The sequence below is a fragment of the Rothia sp. 110740021-2 genome (genome assembly GCF_054263775.1).
The window spans coordinates 197,376-218,925 of the sequence record NZ_JBSZFE010000003.1; the positions used below are offsets into that span (position 1 = coordinate 197,376).

General features: G+C 59.8%; 15 protein-coding genes, 1 tRNA gene and 1 other RNA gene. 10 read left to right on the forward strand and 7 right to left on the reverse strand.

Annotated elements, in window-relative coordinates:
* The first annotated feature begins 82 nt into the window (after nucleotides 1–82).
* From ffs to ACUXHH_RS08020, 3 genes are all read left to right on the forward strand, one after another.
* Nucleotides 83–179, forward strand: an RNA gene (gene ffs, locus ACUXHH_RS08010) — signal recognition particle sRNA small type.
* 343 nt (nucleotides 180–522) lie between these two features.
* Nucleotides 523–611, forward strand: a tRNA-Ser gene (locus ACUXHH_RS08015).
* 119 nt (nucleotides 612–730) lie between these two features.
* Nucleotides 731–1,054, forward strand: a complete 324-nt coding sequence (locus tag ACUXHH_RS08020; RefSeq protein WP_279789757.1) for a type II toxin-antitoxin system VapB family antitoxin — start codon at nucleotides 731–733, stop codon at nucleotides 1,052–1,054.
* 91 nt (nucleotides 1,055–1,145) lie between these two features.
* On the opposite strand, the gene ACUXHH_RS08025 is transcribed toward ACUXHH_RS08020, so the two are convergent.
* Nucleotides 1,146–1,841: a TetR/AcrR family transcriptional regulator gene (locus ACUXHH_RS08025; protein WP_279742213.1), complete on the reverse strand. Its 696-nt coding sequence runs from the start codon at nucleotides 1,839–1,841 to the stop codon at nucleotides 1,146–1,148.
* A gap of 581 nt (nucleotides 1,842–2,422) precedes the next feature.
* On the opposite strand from ACUXHH_RS08025, the gene ACUXHH_RS08030 reads away from it, so the two are divergent.
* The 6 genes from ACUXHH_RS08030 to ACUXHH_RS08055 all read left to right on the forward strand — a co-directional run bounded on the left by ACUXHH_RS08030 (nucleotide 2,423) and on the right by ACUXHH_RS08055 (nucleotide 8,701).
* Nucleotides 2,423–3,151 carry a queuosine precursor transporter gene (locus ACUXHH_RS08030; protein ID WP_458391191.1) on the forward strand — a complete coding sequence of 243 codons (729 nt, stop codon included), beginning with the start codon at nucleotides 2,423–2,425 and terminating at the stop codon, nucleotides 3,149–3,151.
* Between the two features lie 107 nt (nucleotides 3,152–3,258).
* Nucleotides 3,259–4,713, forward strand: a complete 1,455-nt coding sequence (locus tag ACUXHH_RS08035) for an amino acid permease (protein ID WP_279742211.1) — start codon at nucleotides 3,259–3,261, stop codon at nucleotides 4,711–4,713.
* A gap of 237 nt (nucleotides 4,714–4,950) precedes the next feature.
* Nucleotides 4,951–6,456 carry an amino acid permease gene (locus ACUXHH_RS08040; protein ID WP_279755162.1) on the forward strand — a complete coding sequence of 502 codons (1,506 nt, stop codon included), beginning with the start codon at nucleotides 4,951–4,953 and terminating at the stop codon, nucleotides 6,454–6,456.
* Nucleotides 6,457–6,802: 346 nt separating this feature from the next.
* On the forward strand, nucleotides 6,803–7,327 hold the full coding sequence (locus ACUXHH_RS08045) for an acyl-CoA thioesterase (protein WP_371568635.1): 525 nt from the start codon (nucleotides 6,803–6,805) through the stop codon (nucleotides 7,325–7,327).
* Between the two features lie 318 nt (nucleotides 7,328–7,645).
* A complete protein-coding gene (locus tag ACUXHH_RS08050) occupies nucleotides 7,646–7,825 on the forward strand; it encodes a hypothetical protein (RefSeq protein ID WP_458391192.1) in 180 nt (59 codons plus the stop codon).
* Nucleotides 7,826–8,002: 177 nt separating this feature from the next.
* On the forward strand, nucleotides 8,003–8,701 hold the full coding sequence (locus ACUXHH_RS08055) for a hypothetical protein (protein ID WP_279755165.1): 699 nt from the start codon (nucleotides 8,003–8,005) through the stop codon (nucleotides 8,699–8,701).
* A gap of 138 nt (nucleotides 8,702–8,839) precedes the next feature.
* On the opposite strand, the gene ACUXHH_RS08060 is transcribed toward ACUXHH_RS08055, so the two are convergent.
* From ACUXHH_RS08060 to ACUXHH_RS08080, 5 genes are all read right to left on the reverse strand, one after another.
* Complete coding sequence (locus tag ACUXHH_RS08060; protein ID WP_458391193.1) at nucleotides 8,840–9,349, reverse strand: SRPBCC family protein; 510 nt, start codon at nucleotides 9,347–9,349, stop codon at nucleotides 8,840–8,842.
* 32 nt (nucleotides 9,350–9,381) lie between these two features.
* Entirely contained in the window at nucleotides 9,382–10,692 is a 1,311-nt protein-coding gene (gene tgt / locus ACUXHH_RS08065) for a tRNA guanosine(34) transglycosylase Tgt (protein ID WP_458391194.1), read from the reverse strand.
* Nucleotides 10,693–10,806: 114 nt separating this feature from the next.
* Nucleotides 10,807–11,745: a Dyp-type peroxidase gene (locus ACUXHH_RS08070; protein WP_458391195.1), complete on the reverse strand. Its 939-nt coding sequence runs from the start codon at nucleotides 11,743–11,745 to the stop codon at nucleotides 10,807–10,809.
* 102 nt (nucleotides 11,746–11,847) lie between these two features.
* Nucleotides 11,848–13,110 carry a glycoside hydrolase family 76 protein gene (locus ACUXHH_RS08075; protein ID WP_458391196.1) on the reverse strand — a complete coding sequence of 421 codons (1,263 nt, stop codon included), beginning with the start codon at nucleotides 13,108–13,110 and terminating at the stop codon, nucleotides 11,848–11,850.
* A 164-nt stretch (nucleotides 13,111–13,274) separates the two neighbouring features.
* Complete coding sequence (locus ACUXHH_RS08080; RefSeq protein WP_458391197.1) at nucleotides 13,275–14,426, reverse strand: pseudouridine synthase; 1,152 nt, start codon at nucleotides 14,424–14,426, stop codon at nucleotides 13,275–13,277.
* A gap of 571 nt (nucleotides 14,427–14,997) precedes the next feature.
* On the opposite strand from ACUXHH_RS08080, the gene ACUXHH_RS08085 reads away from it, so the two are divergent.
* Nucleotides 14,998–15,582, forward strand: a complete 585-nt coding sequence (locus ACUXHH_RS08085; RefSeq protein ID WP_458391198.1) for a TetR/AcrR family transcriptional regulator — start codon at nucleotides 14,998–15,000, stop codon at nucleotides 15,580–15,582.
* Between the two features lie 273 nt (nucleotides 15,583–15,855).
* On the opposite strand, the gene ACUXHH_RS08090 is transcribed toward ACUXHH_RS08085, so the two are convergent.
* Entirely contained in the window at nucleotides 15,856–21,444 is a 5,589-nt protein-coding gene (locus ACUXHH_RS08090) for a DEAD/DEAH box helicase (RefSeq protein ID WP_458391199.1), read from the reverse strand.
* Nucleotides 21,445–21,550: the final 106 nt, after the last annotated feature.

Consider the following 21,550-nt stretch of genomic DNA (forward strand, 5'->3'; position numbering starts at 1 on the left):
GCTCGCCCGGGTGATATGTATGCCCACAGAAATACCGCAGACACGCCGAATTCCCAAGAACCCAAAAATCCGGTACACTGGTTCTTGCCTCTTACGTGGCGTTATCTTGGAAAACTCCCCCAGGACCGGAAGGTAGCAAGGGTATTCGAGCTATGACGGGTGCGTAGGAGGTTTTTTCATACCCAAAATCAGGCACCTGGATAGTTTGCACCCGTCATATGCACTGCGTGCCCGCTCCGCTGGCGCTCCGCGGCTTCGGATCCGGATTTGTTCTTCGCTCGCTCAGAATCCGAATCCTCAGCGGTTGCGTAGGAGGTTTTTCATGCCCAAAATTAGGCACCTGGATAGTTTGCACCCGTCATATGCACTGCGTGCCCGCTCCGCTGGCGCTCCGCCCAAAAGCAGGGGCACCAGCATTCACAAGTGTGCTTTCTGTTACTTTTCCTATCCAGGACTTGCGCGTTTTGCAAAAGCGTAGTAAAGTTTTATTCGTTGCCTACGCAATGCGTAGAAAACATAGCTGGAGGATTCGCCTAGCGGCCTATGGCGCACGCCTGGAACGCGTGTTGGGTTAACAGCCCTCGGGGGTTCAAATCCCCCATCCTCCGCCACTGATCCCCGGTCTTAGATTCTAAGACCGGGGATTTTTTACGCCCCTTGGTACTATTTCTTCAGAACCCCACGGTTGCACGTGCCGCCGAGGCTCCCCATACCTGTAGAAAGCACCACTATGATTTTCAAAAAAGTAGGCGACAGTCGCCCCTACCCCCAGCATGGCATGACCCACGCCGACTGGGGAGGAATCCCGCCGCAGCAGGTGCGCCTCGACACCCTCATCACCACCCAAAAAACCCTCAACCTCGAGACCCTACTTGCCGCAGACTCCACCTTCTACGGCGACCTCTTCCCGCACGTGGTCAAATGGGGCGGCGAACTCTACCTCGAAGACGGCGTGCACCGCGCACTGCGTAACGCCCTGCACCGCCGTGCCGTCATGTACGCGCGCGTACTAGACCTGGACTCCATCTCCCCGGCACTATTGTCCAGCGCATAAAAACCCACCCGAATACAGAAAATGCCGCGGACCAATACAAAGAAGCATTAGGTCCGCGGCATTATATGTAGCTATTCAGCCCGCTAAACCCTTAGGAAGCAACCTTCAGGTTTACCTCCTGCACAGGCGATTGCTCTGGCAGGGACTCCTGAGAATCCAAGCGAACTGGGGCACCCTGAGCATCAAAACGGGCACCCAAACCCATCTGAATAAAACGAATTGTGCTCAGAATCTGGCGTTCACGAGTCTCCTCATCCGGCGCGTCCTCCGCACGGCCCGCACTTGAGGAGAGGGAACCGTGCACGAGCATCGCCAGTTCACGAATATCGTTCTTCGGAATGTAGTTCTCAGCAATGGCGGCAGAAAGAATATGCGCCAACACCATCTGCAGCTCGTGCACGTGCTTGCCGAGCTTCGCATAGGACTCGGGGGAAAGCATGGAACGCATCGCCGGGCCCGGAGGCAGGTGACGGCGCGCCAAATCGTTGATCTGCAGGCGAACGTAGACCGCGAGCTGGTCAATCGGGTTCTCGATACCATCCAGGCCGACGCGCAGCTCGTTGAGGAAGCGTTCAGTCTCGTCCAGGGCGTAGGCGACCAGCAGTTCGCCCATGTCAGCGAAGTAGTTGTAGACCGCGGTGCGACCGATACCGGCGTTCTTGGCGACGTCGGTCATGGTCAGGCCGGGCAGGCCGCGGGTGTAGAGGATCTCGCCGAAGGAGTCGAGAATGGCACGCTTGGTGTTCTCACGCTGGGCGGCGTTGGTTGCTGCAGAGATACGAGGCATAGTGACACTCTACCCCAAACCGTCAGTAAATGACGAATTGATTAAATGTGTCACCAAGAAATTTGCGCGCGCCGCATAGTCAAAAAAACGGATGCAGACGCGGAATATGCGCATTCAGCTGCCGCTGATTACGGTGCCGCCACCTCCGCGCTCGCCGTATAGAGCCCCGAACCAAGCGGCGCACTGAGGCGCGTAAAGCACGCCCCGCCTCCAGCGGGGACGCCACCGGCCCGGTATGGTGAGCACCGGTACGGTGAACTCTGTTGTAGCGAACTCCGCTGCGGTGAACTCTGCGGCTCAGACTCTTCATACCTCCATTGTAGGTGTGGGGGTTCTGCCGCCGCCGGGATGAGGCGGCTCCGCAGGCACCCCACACCGGGTAGTCGGGCACATAAAGCGTCCACACTCTTGAACGAAGCCCACAAACCTGCCGCCGGCACAGCATGTAGGTACTATTAGATAGACTCGGGTGGCAGACGAGCTGGTGACCTCTGCCCTGCATTGCAGGTTCACCACCACGCGTGAGGGCTCGTACCTTATGTGAAGAAATACATCGCATGAAGAAAGACTTGGGGAAAGTAATGGCTAAACCCGTTAGCGAATCTAAGACTCAGATGAGCACCGTGACGGTGCCCTGGGCTGGTCGCCGCGGCTACTTTGATCTGCTGCTGGGCGCATCCTGCGTCATCCTGATCATTTCGAATATTGGTGCAACCAAGGGCGTGGAGTTCGGTCCGCTGCCCTTCGAGCTGCCCCTGATTGGCTCGACCATTGTCACCGATGGTGGTTTCTTCCTCTTCCCGCTCGCCTACGTGATTGGCGACCTTCTTTCTGAGGTGTACGGCTTCAAGCGTGCCCGCCGCGCGATTGTGGCGTCCTTCGGCTCGGCTGCTTTTGCGGCCCTGTGCTTCCTGCTGATCGTGCATCTGCCCGCTGCGAGCTTCTACACCGGTCAGGAGGCGTTCGCGCAGGTTCTCGGCCCGGTCTGGCAGATTTTTGCGGGCTCCCTGCTCGGTTACCTCTTCGGTCAGACCCTGAACGCCTGGGTCATGGTGGCAATGAAGAAGGCAAGCAAGGGCCGTTTCCTGTGGCTGCGTATGATTGTCTCCACCCTGGTCGGTGAGCTGCTCGATACCGTCATCTTTTGCTCCATTGCGGCACCGGTGCTCGGCATCGACACCGTAGAAGCATTCATCAACTACGTACTGATCGGCTATATCTACAAGTGCCTGGTCGAGGTGCTCCTCATGCCGATCAGCTACCCGATTATTGGTTGGTTCAAGCGTCATGAACTCGAGTACGTGGCTTAAGCTAACCTCCTGACAGCTGATGTGCAGAGCCGCCCGGCCTAATGCCTGGGCGGCGTTGCCATTTCAGCTTTATTCAATACACAGCATGTCTAAGAAAGAGATACGTTATGTCTAAACTGCAGGGGAATACCCCCGAGCAGTCGGAGAAGAACGACTCATTGAATCGTTCCCTCTCCCACGGCCAGTTGACCATGATTGCAATGGGCTTGGCGCTGGGTACAGGCCTGTTCCTGGGGTCCTCCTCAGCCATTAAAATTGCGGGCCCCGGTGCAATCGTCTCTTACGCTATTGGTGCGATGATTGCGGCAACCATTGCTGCGTGTGCGGGTGAAATGTCTGTGCGTCACCCCGTCCAGGGCGGTTTCGGCACCATTGCGAGCCGATACCTGAACCCCTTTAGCGGCTATCTGACTCGCTGGGCATATTGGGCATGCACCGTGCCGCTGGCTGGTGCTGAGCTGGTGGCGGTTGGCCACTATATGGCGTACTGGTTCCCGGATGTTCCCCTGGCCGTATTCGTCGTTCTCTTCGGGGCAATTATTCTGGTGCTGAACCTGGTGAGCGTGAAGTCCTTCGGTGCCCTGGAGTTCATGCTCTCTTCGATTAAGGTTTCTGCCGTCATCGTGTTTATGGTGATTGGTGTACTGCTGGTGTTCGTGGGCCTGCCCGGCCACGCCGCGGCGGGTACCGCAAACCTCGTGAATGACGGTGGCTTCCTGCCCAACGGCCCGGCCTCCATCTGGATTTCGATGGCTGTTGTCATGTTCTCCTTCGGTGGTGTGGAAATGATTTCTCTCTCCGCAGCGGAGGCGAAAGACCCAGCACGCTCGGTGGCAACCAGCGTGAAGGCCATGATTTGGCGCCTGTCCACCTTCTACGTGGTGTCTATGGCAATTATTCTGTGCCTGGTGCCCTGGCAGACCGCCGCACAGAACTCGGCGCTGACCGAGTCGCCGTTCGTGCTCGTCTTCTCTGAACTGGGTATCCCCTTCGCGGCGGACATCATGAACTTTGTGGTACTCGTTGCTGCGCTCTCTGGCGCTAACGCCTCCCTGTACGCGGCAACCCGCCTGTTGCATGCCCTGGGCTCTGACCGTATGGCTCCTGCAGTGGCTGCACGCACCTCCTCGCGCGGCGTGCCGGTGGTGGCTCTGCTCATCTCCTTCACCGGCGTTGTCGTAGCGACCGTGATGGCTGTTGCCAAGATTGGCGATATCTTTGCGCTGCTCATGGCGCTGGTGACCCTGTGCATCCTGGTTGTGTGGGTCATGATTCTGTTGACCTACCAGGCGTACAAGAAGGATCAGAAGGATGCTTCCTCCTTCACCGTGCTGGGTGGCCGCGTCACCGCAGGTCTGGCTCTGGCGGGTGTTCTGGCAACCCTGGCGGCAATGTTCATGCTGCCCGGCTCGGGCGTTCAGGAATCCATCATGGTCGGTATCGTTTTCTTTGTGCTGATTTCTATTGGCTACACCATCTCCTCGAAGGTTCAGGGCGGTTATGAGCGCCCCGATCTGGACGCTATGCACGCCGACGAGGACACCAGCGCGGCGCAGCATTAAATTAAATAGCGTGAAAGCCTCGCGAGGCTAAAACATAAAAGACACCGGATGGGGGAGTACCCCCGTTCGGTGCCTTTCGCTTGTGTGCTCTAGACGGTGACGTTCTGAGCGATGGGAGTGTGCCCGTAGAATAGTTAACTATTCGTACCCGTCAACGAGACTAGAAGCTGCAGAAGTCGGGTGCGAGCACACATTGCACATCACGCCCCTTAAGGCGTACTGACGGAAGGCACCTTCGTGTCCCACAACGACGATACCCGCAGCCACGCTGCAGCGGGGACCGCCGGATCACGCACCCTGAAACGTTCTCTGTCCCACGGACAGATGACCATGATCGTGATGGGTTCTGCGCTCGGTACGGGCCTCTTCTTGGGATCGGGCACCGCCATTGCGATGGCTGGTCCTGCGGTCATTCTCACCTACGCTATTGGTTCTGCGCTTGCTTCGGTGATTGGTGCGGCAACCGGTGAAATGGCGGTTCGCTACCCTGTCCGTGGCGGTTTCGGTACTATTGCTACCCGCTACTTGGGCCCCTTCGCGGGCTTTTTGACTCGCATTGCCTACTGGACGGCGACTGTTCTGATTGCCGGTGTTGAGCTAGTATCGGTGGCTACCTACCTGAATTATTGGTGGCCGCAGTTGCCGCTGTGGGCTGGTATTGCTGTGTTTGGCGTGGCGCTGATTGTGCTGAACCTGACGAGTGTGAAGTCTTTCGGCATGCTGGAGTTTTTCCTCTCGTCCATTAAGGTCATTTCGATTGTTGCCTTCCTGCTGGTGGGCCTGTGCCTGATTTTCTTCGGTCTGCCCGGTCACGCTGCGGTGGGTACCGCGAACCTCTTCAACGACGGCGGTTTTATGCCGAATGGCCCCCAGTCGGTGTGGCTGTCGCTGGCTGTTGTGATGTTCTCCTTCGGTGGTATTGAGATGATCTCGATCTCCGCTGCGGAAGCGAAGGATCCTTCTCGTTCGGTGCGTTCCGCAGCGAAGGCGATGATGATCCGACTGGCAACCTTCTACGTATTGGCAGTTCTGATTGTTGTGGCTGTTATTCCCTGGCGTTCGGCGTCCGGTCTGGGCGATGCGGTGGAAGCTTCCCCGTTTGTTCTGGTCTTTGAGCAGCTGGGTGTGCACGGTGTGGCGCACTTTGTGAACTTTGTGGTGCTGATTGCAGCGCTGTCGAGTGCGAATGCGAACCTGTACGCGGGTGCGCGTCTGATGCACTCGTTGGCGGCTGACGGCATGGCGCCTCGTCAGCTGGCTCAGGTGAACCGTGCTGGCGTTCCGGCTCGTTCGGTATGGCTGTCAACCAGCGGTATGGTGATTGCTATTCTGCTGGCTCTGTACAGCCCAAAGGAAGCGTTCCTCTCCATGATTTTTGTGATTATGGTGTGCGCGCTGACCGTGTGGGTTCTGATTCTTTTCGCTTACATCGTGTACAAGCGTGTTGAGCCAGTAACTGATGGTTTCCGCCTGTGGGGTGGCCAGTTCACCGCGGCGCTCGGTGTTCTGCTGCTCTTCGCGGTGTGGATTGCGCTCTTCATGGTGCGTGGTTCCATGGTTCCGGCGATCGTGGGCGTGGGGTATTTTGTGGTGCTGAGCCTGCTGTACTTCGCTCGTATTCGCCACACTCACGTGATTGATGAGCAGACCTTCGTGGAGGCTCAGCAGGCAACTGCCGAGTACGACGCCATGAAGTATGACGCTGATCATGCTCTGGAGACTGCGGCAAAGCTGGGCCGTTAAGGTTCTGTAGCTGCCGGGAAGGCTTGTGTTGGGGACTGCTGAGACTCCAAGAAGGAAATAAACGAAAAATACGGAAAATCTCTGGAATTGCTCGTAATAAAACCGTAAAAACGCTCTTGGCCCTCAGAGCGGGTCTATCATAGACAGTGAACCGTATGATCTTGTATGCGTTCAAATGTCTGTGTGTTGGATGAGGCTCGAAAGCATCGTAGCTTTCGAGCCTCATCGCTTTAACCCACCAAATATATTTCTAGTACCCGAATTATCATCAGCTGATTCATTTGCTGTACCTTGCGGATTCGTACGAATACCCCCTTCATGGCGGCGGGGGAGTAGAGTTAAAACCATGCAAAGCCACGAAAAGAAACGCGAAAATACCCCCGAAAAGATTCCCACCTCTGAAGCTGGCACCACCGACGAATTGTTGGTGTACGTACCCGCCCGCTGGGGCGATATGGACGCCTACGGGCACGTCAACAATGTTGCCATCCTCTCGGTCATGGAAGAAGCCCGTGTGGCGCTCTTCGGTCCGCCGCCGTCCTCCGGGCAGAAGCCTACCGTGGCACCGCAGCCTCCGATTCCGCTTTTTGACTTGGTTACCGAGGGCGTGCAGGCGCTCATTGCCGAGCACAGCATCCGCTACCTGGCTCAGCTGCCCTATACCGGTGAGCAGGTGCCGGTATGCCTGAGAGTGGAGAAGGTCAGTGCCGCATCTGTGCGTATTGGCTACTCGATTCTCTCCCCGGTGGACGGCGGTGAATGTGTGCGTGCTTTTACCGTGCTGGCATTCTGGGACTCCATTGCGGGGCGACTGACTCGACTGACCCCCGAGCAGCGTGAACTGCTGAGCTCCTACCTGCCGGAGAAGTAGAGGGTGTTCCGCTGTAATAGAATGGTATTGAACGGGGATAAACGTATGTTTTAAAGACCTTCTGCAAAGGGCGAAAAGGTATTCCCGGGAGAGATAACAATGTCGTTTTACCACGCTCAGTGAGACCCCGCCGGATGAGGTCGCCGCACGATGCGTGCCACCGGATGCGCCGCCGCCGGTGATCGCTGCGGACACATTGGCCGCAAGGGCTACCTGAAGACCGGTGCGGAAATCATGGGGCTGTGCGGTACCGTGGACTGAGCCCACGTCCTGAACCTGCTGACCGAGTACGTCACCACCACCGCAAACACGAAGAGAATGAACGCCTTGAATGTGGTGATCTTGCCCGTTACTGAGGGCAAGCAACTGACCTGCTTAGGCGAGATTGAGACTGGCTCGATGACCTGCCATGACGGGAACGGTCGTACTATTGCGGTCGGTGGCAGGCGCGAAGGCTATGCGCTCGCATCCGCATCAGAGGCAATGAGCTGTCATTGATTTGTGACTTGCTAAGAGGGGCTCCCCGCAATACCGGGGAGCCCCTCTTATTGCCTTTTCCCGCTGTACCCTAGAGGGGTCATCCTGCGGGTTTCTAAGATACCGTATAGCTAGCTCACAGGTAGCGTCTTTAGAATACTGGTTAGGAACCCGAACCGATGACGCAGAAAGGTCACTATGCACCCGGCACAGAATTACGCTACCCAGACTTCTACCCAGGCTCGTTCTACTACGCTCCGCACCTACAGTCCCGTAGCACTCGGTGCCACGCTGCTGCTGACGATGTCGGCATGCTCCGGTGCCGCCACCACCGCCTCCCCGAGCGCCACCGGAATCCCTAGCCCCAGTGCTACGAGCGCGAAGGCGACCCCCAGCCTCACTCGCACCGCAACGGTCACTGAAAGCACTCCGACTGCCGGTACTGTGCACACCCCCACCGCGGCGGCTACCGTGAGCCCCGGAACCATCACTACCGTAAGCCCGGTAATGACTGCTCAGGCGAACGCGGCGGCATCGGCTAAGGCGAATATTTCGGCGAGTGAAGTGGCGAAGGCGTCGAGCACCGCGAGTCTATCCAGCTCGGACGTTCAGTCTGCGGGCGGTAGCTGCGGCAGTATGGACGCTACCGGCTACCTGAAGCATAATGCGACCGTGCAGGTAGCCTCTGGCGCGGTGGATTGCCTGTTTGCGCGTGAGCTGATTCGCCAGTTTGTGGTGCAGAACCCCGCCGAGGTGACCGATAAGGCGAATGGTGAGCGTACCGTCATGTCGGCGCGCTGCTACTGGAAGCCGGGTGACGGCGCGGATCGTGCAACCCCCGAGTGCGTGTCCCTGGATGGTGGCAGCACCGTCATTACTGTAAAGCTGACCAACTAGTTTACGACTCACACCCGGCTAGGCACACCCCCGGCAAGGCACGGGCATTACACACAAGCGCCGCGTTGACGAATCATTCGTCAACGCGGCGCTTTAGTATTCCCACTTGCAGCCGGGCAGAATTAGAGCTGGTGCGAGTTAGAACTCTCCGCGAGCGCGGGCGGCAAGCACATCATCCAGGCGGGCGAAGGTCGAACGCCAGGTGGTGCGCACCTCCTCGTGGACCGAGGCGGGCATGGGGCCAATCTCAATGACGATGCGGGTACCGGAACCCACGCCGTCGGCGGTAATCACGGTTTCGGGGAAGAAACGGTGACGCTGGTACACCAGCACGCTACCGGGGTTGCCCAGGTGGTCGGGCAGCTGCTCGGCATATTCGAGCTCCTTGAACGGTTCAATGCTCAAAAAGCGGCTCTGCAGAATGCAGGACACCGAGGGGTCAACCTCGTTGATCATGGACAGACGCTGCAGACCGCCGACGACGGGCTCCACCACAACGTCGGTGGGGCGCACATGCCAGCCGGCGGGGCCGTACCAGCGGACCAACAGTTCGGGATCCAGGTAGGCGCCGAAGATATCCTCGACCGAGGCTACGATCTCGTGGTCGAAGACGAGAAGCTCCTCATCGGGAACATGAGTGATGCTCATAGGGTTCTCCTTAAACGGGTTGAAGAGCGGGTTTAGGGCTTCTTGCCGGAGTAGTAGTTGCCGAGGAACTCGTCACGGTACTCGAAGTAGGTGCCGTCCTTGATGGCTTTGCGGGCGTCGTCCACCATGCGCACGATGAAGCGCTCATTGTGGATGGAGGCGAGGGTGGCCGCCAGACGCTCGTCCGCCTTGAAAAGGTGACGCAGGTAGGCGCGAGTGTAGTGGGTGCAGGTGTAGCAGTCGCAGCCCTCGTAGATGGGCGAGAAGTCCGCCTTGAAGCGCGCGTTGGTGATGTTGTAGCGGCCGGTGGGGGAGTAGAGGGCGGCGTTACGTGCCACGCGGGTGGGGGAGACGCAGTCGAAGGTGTCTACACCGTTTTCGATGCCGACGAAGATATCGTCGGGTTCGGAGATGCCGAGCAAGTGGCGGGGCTTGGATTCGGGCAGCTCTTCGGCGCACCAGCGCACGATGGTTCCGAGGTTTTCCTTCTCGAGCGCACCACCGATGCCGAAGCCGTCGAAGGGCATGGAGCCGAGGTCCTGGCATGCCTTGCGGCGCAGGTCCTCGTACTGTGCACCCTGAATGACGCCAAATAGTGCCTGGTAGGGCTTGCCCACGCGCTCTGCGGTCAGACGCTGGTGCTCAGCGATGCAGCGCAGCGCCCACAGACGGGTGCGTTCGAGCGCCTCCTCCTGGTAGCCGCGGGAGTTGTAGAGGGTGGTCAGCTCGTCGAAGGCGAACATGACGTCGGCACCGATCTGGTGCTGAACCTGCATGGACACCTCGGGAGTAAAACGGTGAATTGAGCCGTCAATATGCGACTTGAAGCTCACGCCGTCATCGTCAATGTGAGCAAGGCGTTCCTTGCCCTGTGCCACGTCGTCGTCACCGAGGGGGCGGCCGTCGGCACCCTTAGCGTCCGCGACCGTACCCATGTCGATCACCTTCTTGAAGCCGGAGCCCAGGCTCATAACCTGGAAGCCGCCGGAGTCGGTGAAGGTGGGACCGTCCCAGTTCATGAAGGCCCCCAGACCGCCTGCCGCGTCGAGGATTTCGGGGCCGGGCTGCAGGTACAGGTGATAGGCATTGGAGAGCAGAGCCTGAGCGCCGAGCTCCTTCATGGATTCGGGCAGGACCGCCTTGACGGTTGCCTTGGTGCCCACGGGGGTGAAGGCGGGGGTCTCGATCTGTCCGTGCGGGGTGGTGATAACACCGGTGCGTCCGCGGAACTGTCCGCCGTTGGCTTCTACACGTTCAGCGTTGGGGGATGCGGTGTCCGCCAGGCGGCTGGTGATAGCGAAGCCAAAGTCCTCGGTGGGGAAAGAGTTATCTAGAACGCTCATTCTTCTCTCGATTGTTTGCTTTCCGTCTGAATGTCTACATCCTAGCCTACCGGAAAACCCCGCCTCTCTTGCCGGAGGCGGAGTTCACGAGATTTCAGCTGAGGGTAGCTGATCTTAGCCCGCGAAGTCGCCGAGCATATCTACGGTTGGCACGAAGAAGAGGGTGCCAGTCACCGCGGTGCTGAAATCCAGTAGACGGTCGTAGTTGGCGCCATCCACTCCCATGAACATGTTCATGAGCATCTTCTGAACGGTCGAGAAGGTGCTGGCGTAGCAGATGAAGTAGGTACCCAGCTCGTTGTTGCCCACGGTGCCGAAGGGCATGTTATCGCGAATGACCTTGAAGTCGTCACCGATATTGGCAATAGCGGAGTGCGAGTTGGTGGGCTTCTCGTCCTCGCTCATCTCGATGTCGTCGTGCTTGGAGCGGCCAATGACCTTCTCCTGCTCGGAGACGGGCAGGACATTCCACGCGGTCATGTCGTGGATGTACTTCTGAACGAACTGGTAGCTGCCGCCCTTGTACATGGGGTCGTTATCACCGATGAGGCCGAAGTATTCGCGTGCCGCGGGGGTCTGCGGGTTTTCGGTGCCGTCCACAAAACCGATAATGGAGCGGCCGTCCCAGTAGCGGAAGCCGTGCACCTCCTCCAGTACCTCGGCAATATCGCGTAGCGCCGCGGTAATAGCGGAGGCCATATCGTAGGCAACGGATGGCTGGGTCGTGCGGATGTGGAAGTGCAAGTCGCCGGGAGTAGACACTGCGGTGTGCTTGGGGCCCCGAATCTCCTCGAACTCCACGAGTTCCTGCGGCAGTGGCTTGGGCAGGTCCATGGCCAGCCACGCGCTGTGGCTGATACCCAGCACAATGCTGGCATTCTCGGGTGAGTAGCGGTTCGCGGCGGTGTGGTTAAGGTTAATGACGAGCCCGCAGAGGTTCTGGAACCCCTCAATGAGCGCGTCCTGAGAGATACCTTCCTTGAACTTCCAGACCATGAAAATGGTGTTAGTGTTCGGGCTGGCAGTGACCTGTTGTGATTCTGAAGCAAGCATAAAATTCACCGTACGCCCGTGTGTACGCCCCTGCAATGAATCCACCCCTAACCTTCTGCGCTGAACGGAGAAGATGAGGGGTGGGGCAAAGAATCGTAGTTTTTAGAGGTCGTGGGAGGCGAGGTGACGCGCATGCGCCAGGCGTGCCGCCGTCTCGAAAATAGTCCACGCCTGCACCTGAGTGGACAGCTCCACCGGCGCACCGGGCTTCACAACTTTGCTCATCGGCTCGGTGAACCGCGGGGAGAACTGCACGAGCGCCTTACCGCGAATCTCATTCGGGTCAATGCCGTACTCGTTCATCGGCAGGTTGGGGTCGAACTCGCGGCGGCCCTCCCACAGGGCGCGTGCGGTCGAGTACACCAGGGTCGAGGCGAGTATTTGAGCCTCGTCACTGAGCAGTGGTGAAGAAGCCGCCACGCCTAGGTAACGCACAAGAATGCCGGTGAATAGGCCGCCGTCACCGTCACCGTGCGAGATGAGGATGCGGCCGCGCACACCGGAGAGGAATTCTACCTCTTCGGTCATGTGCTTGACGATGCCGACGATGAGACGCTCGGCGCGTTCTGCGGGGTCCACCTCGCAGGGTACATCGGATGCGGCGAGGCCCAGTAGGGCGCCCAGGGCGGTTCCCTGGTTGTAGGTGAATTCGCTGTGCTCGTATTCGTACTTGTCGCCGCGCACGTTTACGCCGTCAATATAGAGCGAATGCTCTGCATCCCAGAGGGTTTCGTTCATCCAGTCCATGAGTGCGGCGGCAGTCTTCGGGTCGCCTGCACGCGCATACGCCAGAGCGGTTGGCGCGGTCGCTGCAGCATTTACAAAATCACGCTTGGACTTGCGCCAACTCATGCCGCCCACCGATGAGAAGCCCTTTGCTAGCTGCTCAAAAAGAGCTGCGCCAGCGTCCTGGGCGGCAACGTCAGTATCGCCGGTCAGGTCAATGCAGAAGGAGTTCATGCGGTCTACCGCGAGGGTCAGCCACGCCATATCGTCAAAATAATCGTTGGCGAAGCGGCCGTAGTTACGCATGTTAATGCCGCGCAATAGTGCGCGGGCGCGGTGCAACTGTTCCTGGGCGGCAGTCATATCGCCCTCACGCAGGTGACGCTGACCGGCATCAATCATGCAGTCCAGCAGGTGCGCCTGCCACCAGTAGTGCCAAGTGCTCAGACGCTGGCTCAGCGGGCGCGGGTCGGGAACCTGCACCGAACCGATGAGGGCACCGGGAATACCGAGGATGCGGTGCACGAAGGTGTCGGTGACGCTGTCGGCTGCGGTAGCAGCGTGCGAGGAGGTGCGCTGGGCGTACTCGCTAATCGACTCCAGAGACTGCTCGTTGTGGGAAGGCGGCTGGAATTTCATGGACCCTCTGTAGTTGTGGTGAAGTATTACGTCTGAAATTATCCCACCTTTTGCCCTCTGAGCGCCTGAACACTGTGGGGTGGGCTCTCGGGTGTGACCCCTTTTCGAGAGCCTGCCGAGAAGACACAATGCGGGGAACGGGGTGAACGCCACTCAAAAACGGGTTAGGCGGCGGCCAGTGAACGCCCACTGTGTAGGTCAACCCGCTCGCCGGTGATGGGGTGTTCAAAGTGCAGGCTGTACGCCAGCAGCTGCAACGGGTACTCGGGACGGTCTGGGGTGTCGGGCAGCACCTGCGGGTATAGCACATCGCCCAGAATGGGGGAACCCAAAAGGTTCAGGTGCGCCCGTAACTGGTGGGTCTTACCGGTGTGAGGCTCCAAATCATAGAGCGCCCATTCTTGTTTTTTGTTCAGTGCAGGTTCGGCACGCCACCCCTCAACAGCCTGCGCGCTCGGGGTGAAAGTCCGCAGAATCTTTACGGTCGTTAGCGTATTCGGCTCCACGCCCTGTGCCGCACACTCTTGCTCGGACAGCTGCTGAACCTGCAGCTGATCACGAATCTTCTGAATATGCGAACGCACCTGCAGTCCCTCCGTACTCAACGCCTGCTCGGCGGCGGTAACATCGGCGGGAACCGGCGCCACAGCGCGGTAGGTCTTCGACGCCTGACGATGCTGAAACATCATCTGGAAAGGGCGGCGCGCCTGAACCGTCTTAGCAAAAAGCAGTACGCCGGCGGTTGGGCGGTCCAGACGGTGAATTGGAATCAGCAACGGGTTCTGCTCACGCACCCGCAGCTTGGTTAGCGCGGTCTGCGCAATATAGGAGCCGCGCGGGGTGGTCGGCAGAAAATGCGGCTTATCAATCGCCAGCACGTGCTCATCCTCGTAGAGCACCGGCATATCGGAGGGTAGCTGCGGCTCATCGGCAAGCTCACGGAAGTACCAGATGCGCTCGCCCGGCATGTACGGGCTATCGCTGCTCAGAATCGTGCCGTCATCCAGACGCACCTCACCGGTATTGAAACGGGCGTGAATAATCTGCGGGTTGTTTGGGTAGAAGCGCGCAACCAGATAATCCGCAATGGTTACCGGAGCTGCATTGTTCGGGGTGAGCTCGGCGGGGAGCTCCTCCAAGAGTGGCAGGGTTAACTGAATCGGGTCGATACCATTTTTCTGAGTCAGCGGAGGGGTCAGTAGGCGGCGATGCGTGCGGCGTGCCGGTTTTGCCTGATAGGTGGCACCGGGCTGTATTCTCTGCTGTGTATCGGGGCGTGCGTTAGGCTGTGTACGTGCGGTGTTCTGTGTGGGCATGGCTCTACTCTACCGCCTGAACCTTATCACCTGAGCGGGGCTGGGGTCGAGGTAAGCTGAACCGGATTGCCTGCTGATGAGGCAGACAGAAATATTGTCGTGGGTTTGATGTGCGGTTGGGGAATCAGTTTTGTCTGACACTCATTAATGTTTGTGTGAATATGTGGAACAAAAAACGAAAACTTCACAAATTCTTGAAATTATCGGACATTTAATTTAAAAAAACTGCATTATTTTTGCAAAAAACAGCGTTTAAGTGCGGTATTTTCGAAAATACTGTCAAATCAGAAACTAATAAGCCTCAATTTAGCCCCTGTGGTTTTTCTAAGTATAAAAGATGTAAAGCAATTAAAGACCTGCTAAGCTAGGCAACCTACGTCATAAAAGCCTTAATAAAGACTGAAATTACCCTTAAAGCGGTACGATTAAGAAACAGAAGTTCGATATTTCGAACGAAGGGGTCGAAATGGGACAGAAACAGCGCAAGGGCGCACAGATTAAAGGAAAACCCCAAATTACAGCGGTGCAATCGGACAATTCCAAAGCACCGGAAAATGCGATAGGAGAGGGTATGGAACATTCACAAAAGAATGCGGAGCCTCGCACCGGTGCCCTGCGTATGGACCCGCACGAACGCGAAGAGCAAATTCTAAAAATTGCTGCAGAACATTTCGCTCGACGTGGCGTGCTCGGTGCCTCCATGAGCGCTATCGCCCGCGATGCAGGCATTACCCGCGCTCTGCTCTACCACTACTTCCCCGGCAAAGACTCCCTGGCGGCAGCCGTCACCCGACGCGAAGCCAACTCAGTCCTTGAGGCTCTTGGCGAGCATCACGAAAACCCCGAGGAAGCACTCCGCAGGGCGTTGCGCACCTACTTCCTCGTTGTAGCCGGTGTCCCCACCCCCGGTGGGGAGGACTTCCCGAACAACCCCACCGACTACCTCGAATGGATGCTTCAACGTACTGGTATGCCGATTAATGACCGCACCCGCGTCATTCTCGGAGGCTGGTTGCAACTTGTCGACTACTTCGCCCTGCACGTCGTGCAACTCAACCCCCGCGATCAGCGCACCGTTCACTCCCGCGGGCTCGGGCTCGAAGAAGCCATCGACCTGTGCCTGGGTGCCGTTGACACCCTCACCGGTGGCTACTAGCCGACAATTCTGAAGCTATTAGGGGAGCGCCCTAGACTTCCCGCTCCGATGTTTGGTTATGTGCTCCAGGGTGAAGATGCCGTGGGCATCCGGGTGGTTATTCCTCCGCCGCGCCGCTTGCGACGTGGTGGATTCCGGAAACACCACCCGGTTCGTGAGTAGGGAAACATAATGCCCCGTACCCCCTCCGTGAGGGTGCGGGGCATTATGATGCTCAGGTTGAGGGTGAGAGAAATAATTTAATCTGAGGTTAAGTTTGAGGTTCTGCTCAGCCTAAATGGAACGGTGTAGCGACAGGCCACGAACCGTTGCGTAGAAACCCTGCGCCTGCAGTGCTGCACGCAGTGCCTCCACCGGATGCTCCATAACCTCGCCGCCGGAGATGCCCAGCGTAGATGCGCCCGGTGTGGATGTATCCAGTGTGTGGGTGTTCAAAAGCTCCACATCGTTGACCTTCTCCACCGAAATCTTCTCCGCACCAACGGCAGACACCAGGCGCGCCAGGGCGGGGGCTGCCGCCTCCAGAAGTATCGGGTCGGTGGTAAAAGCCAGCAGGGTCTTCGCGCCACGCTCCACATACAGCACCGGTGCGCCGTCCACCAGTACTACGCAGGCGCCCGCCTTGCGTGCCGGGCGGTGCTTGACCACTCCCGCGCCCTCATGCGCGAAGGAGGGAATCGCGGGCCAGCTCAGCGCCGCACCGTACGGGTTTGCCGGGTCGGTTGCTGCCAACAGGGTCACCGTGAACGTGCCGTACACCTGTTCCGTATCTGTACGCTGCGGGGTGTAGGCGCTCGCACCAAAACTCTGTGGACCTGTGGGAACGCTGAGATTATCGGCGGTAGAACGCAGCAGGTCCACGGTTGCGGGGGCGGCGAACTGCGCCGCACCCAAACCCTCAATAAAGTAGCCGCGACGTACCAGCGCACGATCCTCAGCCGCCGAATAAATCCGGTACAGTTGCGAGAACCCGCCGGTAGAATCCTCCACCTGCAAGCATCCGCGAGTCAGCACACCGTAGCGGTCCAGTAACAGGTCGGCGCGTGCGAGTGCCGCAACCGTTGCCTCCACGGGCTCCTGTAGCAGCGTGTCCACGCGTGAAAAGCGACCGCTATCCTGCGGGGCAACAGTGGGAGTGATGGTATGGAGCCCGCCGCGGAGGGAATTGTTGCGCAGGGAATGCAGACCGCGCCCGGTGGCAGGCGCAGAGTAGCCGCCGGAACCATAATTGCCAGCATTGAAACCGCCCGCCATGCCGTTACCCATGGAGGCGCGTGCCGCCGCAATACGACCCGCACCGCGGCGACCTACCCGCGACAGACGCGCGGCAGCCGCCGGAGTCGGATGCGCACTGCGGACACCGGCAAGCATCGCCCGAACCGGTGCGAAACTATCGTTCGTCACCGCACCAGCCCACACCAAGCGCCACAATGCCGCCGAAACCTCCGCAGCATCCGGGAAAGTCACTACCTGACCAGCAGGTGCCGCCGCCCTCATCAGCTGCACCACTCGCTCACGCAGTGCCGACACGAACAGGCCGCCGTGAGCCAGCGCCTCATAGATGGCGTGCTCGAGCGTGCCCGGAGCCTGCAGCGCCTCCCAGAGCTCCGGGTTCTCCGTGCGCAATAGCTGCTCCGGGTAGTCCTCACCCAGAGTCAGCGAAGAACTCTCGCTCAAATGCAGGCGAATCCAGCCGTCAGACTTCTGCGTGCTACCCCCGCCGAGCTGACCGGCACCGGTGAAGAACACCCTGCCGCTGGCCATGACCTCGTCCAGTATGTGCGGCTGGTAACCGGGCACGCGTGCTGGAAGAATCAGCGTCTCCAGTGCAGAAGCCGGTACGCGCACACCCGCGAGCTGGTCGATGGCGGTGAGCAGATCCTCCGTGGTGGAGGCGGAATCCTGGCCCGCATGAGCGATGCCGTTTTCTGCACCGTTCTGTGCTATCGGGGTGTGTGCCGCCGGGTTGAGTGCCATCGGGTTGGGTGCTGCCGAGCCGAGGGGTGCCACCCTCTCGCCCACCACAGCGGCGGTGCGGCGGGAGGGTATGAATGCACCGTAGGCGCTTGCCTCCGGTAGGGTCTGCGCAACCCGCACAGATAAAGAACGAACGTTCTGCCACGAAGGTAGGAAAATGCCATAGACCTGCGCCGATACCGGCTCAATCTCCTCACGTAACGCTGCCAGAGAACGGGCGCGAATCGTGCGCAAAACCTGCGCATCCACCCACTCAACACCAGCCGTCCCGGAGGCACGCAACACCTCGGGCAGGAACTCACCAGAGCTCAGACGGCGCTGCTGCTGAAGACGCTGCAACACCGGAGCCAGCACACCCACACCCACCGGGGTCAGACGCGAAAAATGCTCCGCCGCCTGCTGCGCCGTAAAGGGAATATGGGTGCGCGCATAGCGAGAAACCAGATCCTCTAAAGGCTCGGCGACCGGCTCTAACAGGGCAGTAGGAAGCGCTGCGGCGGGCATAATACCCAGTCCATCGCGTAGGCGCGCGGCATCCTCAACCACCGCATAGTACAGCTGCGGCTCGGCGGAACTACCGGCAGCTCCCATGAACGAGAACGCGCGGCGTGAGCGCACCAGCTCCTCCGCTAGGGCATGCGCCTCAGTCGTGCTGGCGTGCGCGCCGTACTCCTCGCCGTAGTGTTCAGAGTCCTCGGACTCGCCGAAATCTTGCGAACCGTGCGCCGCAGTCTGCAGGCTGTCAGTCCGCATACGCAGACTCAACTCCTGCGCGCTCAACGGACCCAGCTGACGTAAAAGATCCGCCACGCCCTCCACACCGTAGGCACGATAACGCTCACCTGTGCGCTGCAGACGCTGCTGAGTCTGCACCAGCACCGCCGGATCCAGCAGGTCACGCAGACCGCTCGACCCCAGCAACTCAGCCAGTAGCGCGGGGTCCAGCGACAGCGCGGCGGCGCGGCGTTCGGCGGCGGGCGCATCCCCGTCGTAGAGGTGCTCGGCAACGTACTCAAAGAGTAGAGTTCTTGCAAAAGGCGAAGGGTCGTTTGTCTCAACCTCCAGCATGGACACCGCCCGAGACTGCAACGAACGGTGTACCTGAACTAGCGCCGGAACATCGTAGACATCCTGCAGACACTCGCGTGCCGTCTCCAAAAGCACCGGAAAGTCAGGGTACTTACGCGCCACATCCAACAGCTGCGCAGCGCGCTGACGCTGCTGCCACAGGGGGGTGCGTTTACCCGGATCACGGCGTGGCAACAGCAGGGCACGCGCCGCATTCTCACGGAACCGAGACGCAAAAAGCGCTGAATCGCCCACGCTTTCAGTGACGATTGCCTCCAGCTCATCCGGGTCGAAAAGGAACAGGTCAGCGCTGGGTGGCACATCCTCCATGGCGGGCAGGCGCAGAATCAAGCCGTCATCGCTCGCCATGACGGAGGCATCCACCCCGTACCGCTCCTCAATGCGGGCGCGTACCGCTAGAGCCCAGGGCGCGTGCACCCCGTAGCCGAGCGGTGAGTGTAGGATCACGCGCCAATCGCCCAGTTCGTCGCGGTGCCGTTCCACGATCATGCGGGTGTCGGAAGGGACCGCCCCGGTGGATTCGCGTTGCTCACGCAGGTAGGTGAGCAGGTTATCAACCGCCCAGGTGTCCAGTCCGAGCTGTTCGAGCTGCTGGCGGGCGGCGGCGCTATCGATGGCGTCCAGGCTGGAGAGCGCGCGCGTGAATGCACCCGTCTGCACGCCCAGGGCGTAGGGGCGGCCCATGCGGTCGCCGTGCCAGAAGGGTAGGCGCGCGGGCTGACCGGGCGCGGGGGAGACCCGCACCGCATCGTGCGTAATTTCTTCAATACGCCAACTGCTCGCGCCGAGAGTAATAACCTCGCCGGCGCGGGATTCGTACACCATTTCCTCGTCGAGCTCACCCACACGCTTCGGGCCGCGCTCTTCATCGCCGCTGACCAGGTAGACGGGGAAGAGCCCGCGGTCGGGAATTGTGCCGCCGCTGGTGACTGCGAGGCGCTGTGCGCCCGGGCGGCCCTCAATACTGCCGGAGGGCGCCTCCTCGGTGGGGGTGCGGTCCCAGATGATGCGTGGGCGCAGTTCGGCGAACTCGTCGGAGGGGTAGCGTCCGGCGAGCATTTCGAGCACGGAGTCGAAGAGGGCGCGCGGCAGTTCGGCGTAGGGTGCGCTGCGGCGTAGCGCCTCGTACCAGGAGTCCACGCTAATGGGTCCCAACGCGCAGGCGGCGACGGTCTGCTGTGCGAGTACGTCCAGGGGGTTGGTGGGGATGGTGAGCGGTTCGAGGGTTCCGCTACGCATTCCGGTGAGTGTGACGGTTGCACCGAGCAGGTCGCCGCGGTGCTTGGGGTAGAAGAATCCGCGCGAAATTTCCCCCACGCGGTGTCCGGCGCGGCCCACGCGCTGCAGTGCGGAGGCGACTGAGGGAGGTGCGGCCACCTGGATTACGAGGTCCACGTGGCCCATGTCGATACCCAGCTCCAGGGAGCTGGTAGCGACGACGCAGCGCAGGGTTCCGCCCTTGAGTGCCTCCTCGATGAGGGTGCGTTGTTCCTTGGATACGGAGCCGTGGTGTGCGCGGGCGAGCGGTGGTACCTCGGTGATGTCGCAGATGCCTGCCGTGTAGTCTTCGGGGTCGATTCCCTGCTTTGCGAGGACGCGGCGCAGGTGAATATCGTTGAGTGCCGCGGTGAGCTTTTCCGCTAGTCCGCGCGAGTTAACGAAAACAATCGTAGAACGGTTGTTCTCAATATGGTCGACGATGCGCTCTTGCACACGCGGCCAGATAGAGGTCTCGGGGCGCTCGCTATTGGCTGTGTCTCGCAACGCCTTTTCGTGCAGCGCCCCTTCTCGCAATACCTCTTCCGAAACGGTGAGCGTATTTTCGGGCGCGGCGTTATCGCCCTTTCTCGCCGGGTTTGCCTGTCCGGTTTCTTGACCGGTTTCCTGTCCGGGGAATAGGCCAATGGCATCTTCCAGGGTGTAGGGCACGCTCGCCGGGGTATTTGCTGCGCTAGAGGTAGGGTGTGCTGTGCCCCGCGGTGAGCCGGTAGATTCTGAGCCCCCGCCGCCCGTTACCTCCGAGGATGCGTAGAGCCCTTGCCCGTAGTCGTTGGCGCCTCCGAGCGCCGCCATATTGGGTACGGGCACGCTCAGGCGCAGATCCCATTCTTTGGTGCCCGGGTGGCTCATGATGGTCACCGGCTGAATGCCGCCGAGGAACCGGGCGACTGTCTCCGGGTTTTCGATGGTTGCGGAGAGTCCAATGCGCTGTGCGGGCTTTTCGAGGAGCGCGTCGAGGCGTTCGAGGGAGACCGCCAGGTGTGCGCCGCGTTTGGTGGCGGCGAGGTTGTGAATCTCATCCACGATCACGGTGGTCACGCCCGCGAGGGTGTTGCGGGCGGCGCTGGTGAGCATGAGGTAGAGGGATTCGGGGGTGGTGATGAGAATATCGGGCGGGTTGCTGATGAGCTGGCGGCGTTCGCGTGCGGGGGTGTCGCCGCTGCGCACGCCCACGCTGATGTTCGGTTCGTCTGTGTTGTTTCCGCTCAGGCGTGTGATTCCGGTCAGCGGTGCGCGCAGATTGCGTTCAACATCGGCGCCGAGTGCCTTGAGGGGCGAGATGTAGAGGATGCGCGTGCCGCCTGTGGTTCCGGCTTCGTGTTCGCGGTGCAGGGCGTCGAGTGCCCAGAGGAAGGCAGCGAGGGTTTTGCCGGAGCCGGTGGGGGCAATAATGAGGGTGTTGTTGCCGTTGCGGATGCTCTCCCAGGCGCATTCTTGGGCAGCGGTGGGTGCGCTGAAGGTGGCGCGGAACCAGTCGCGTACGGGGGCGGAGAAATGGGAGAGTGCGTCGGTCATGTATCTATTATGGCGGGGTTTATGGTGTGCACCTCTTGAATTGTTGGGGGCTGGGGGGAGGAAGATGTGCTTGACAGGGTTTCTACAGAGCATGTAATGTTTTACC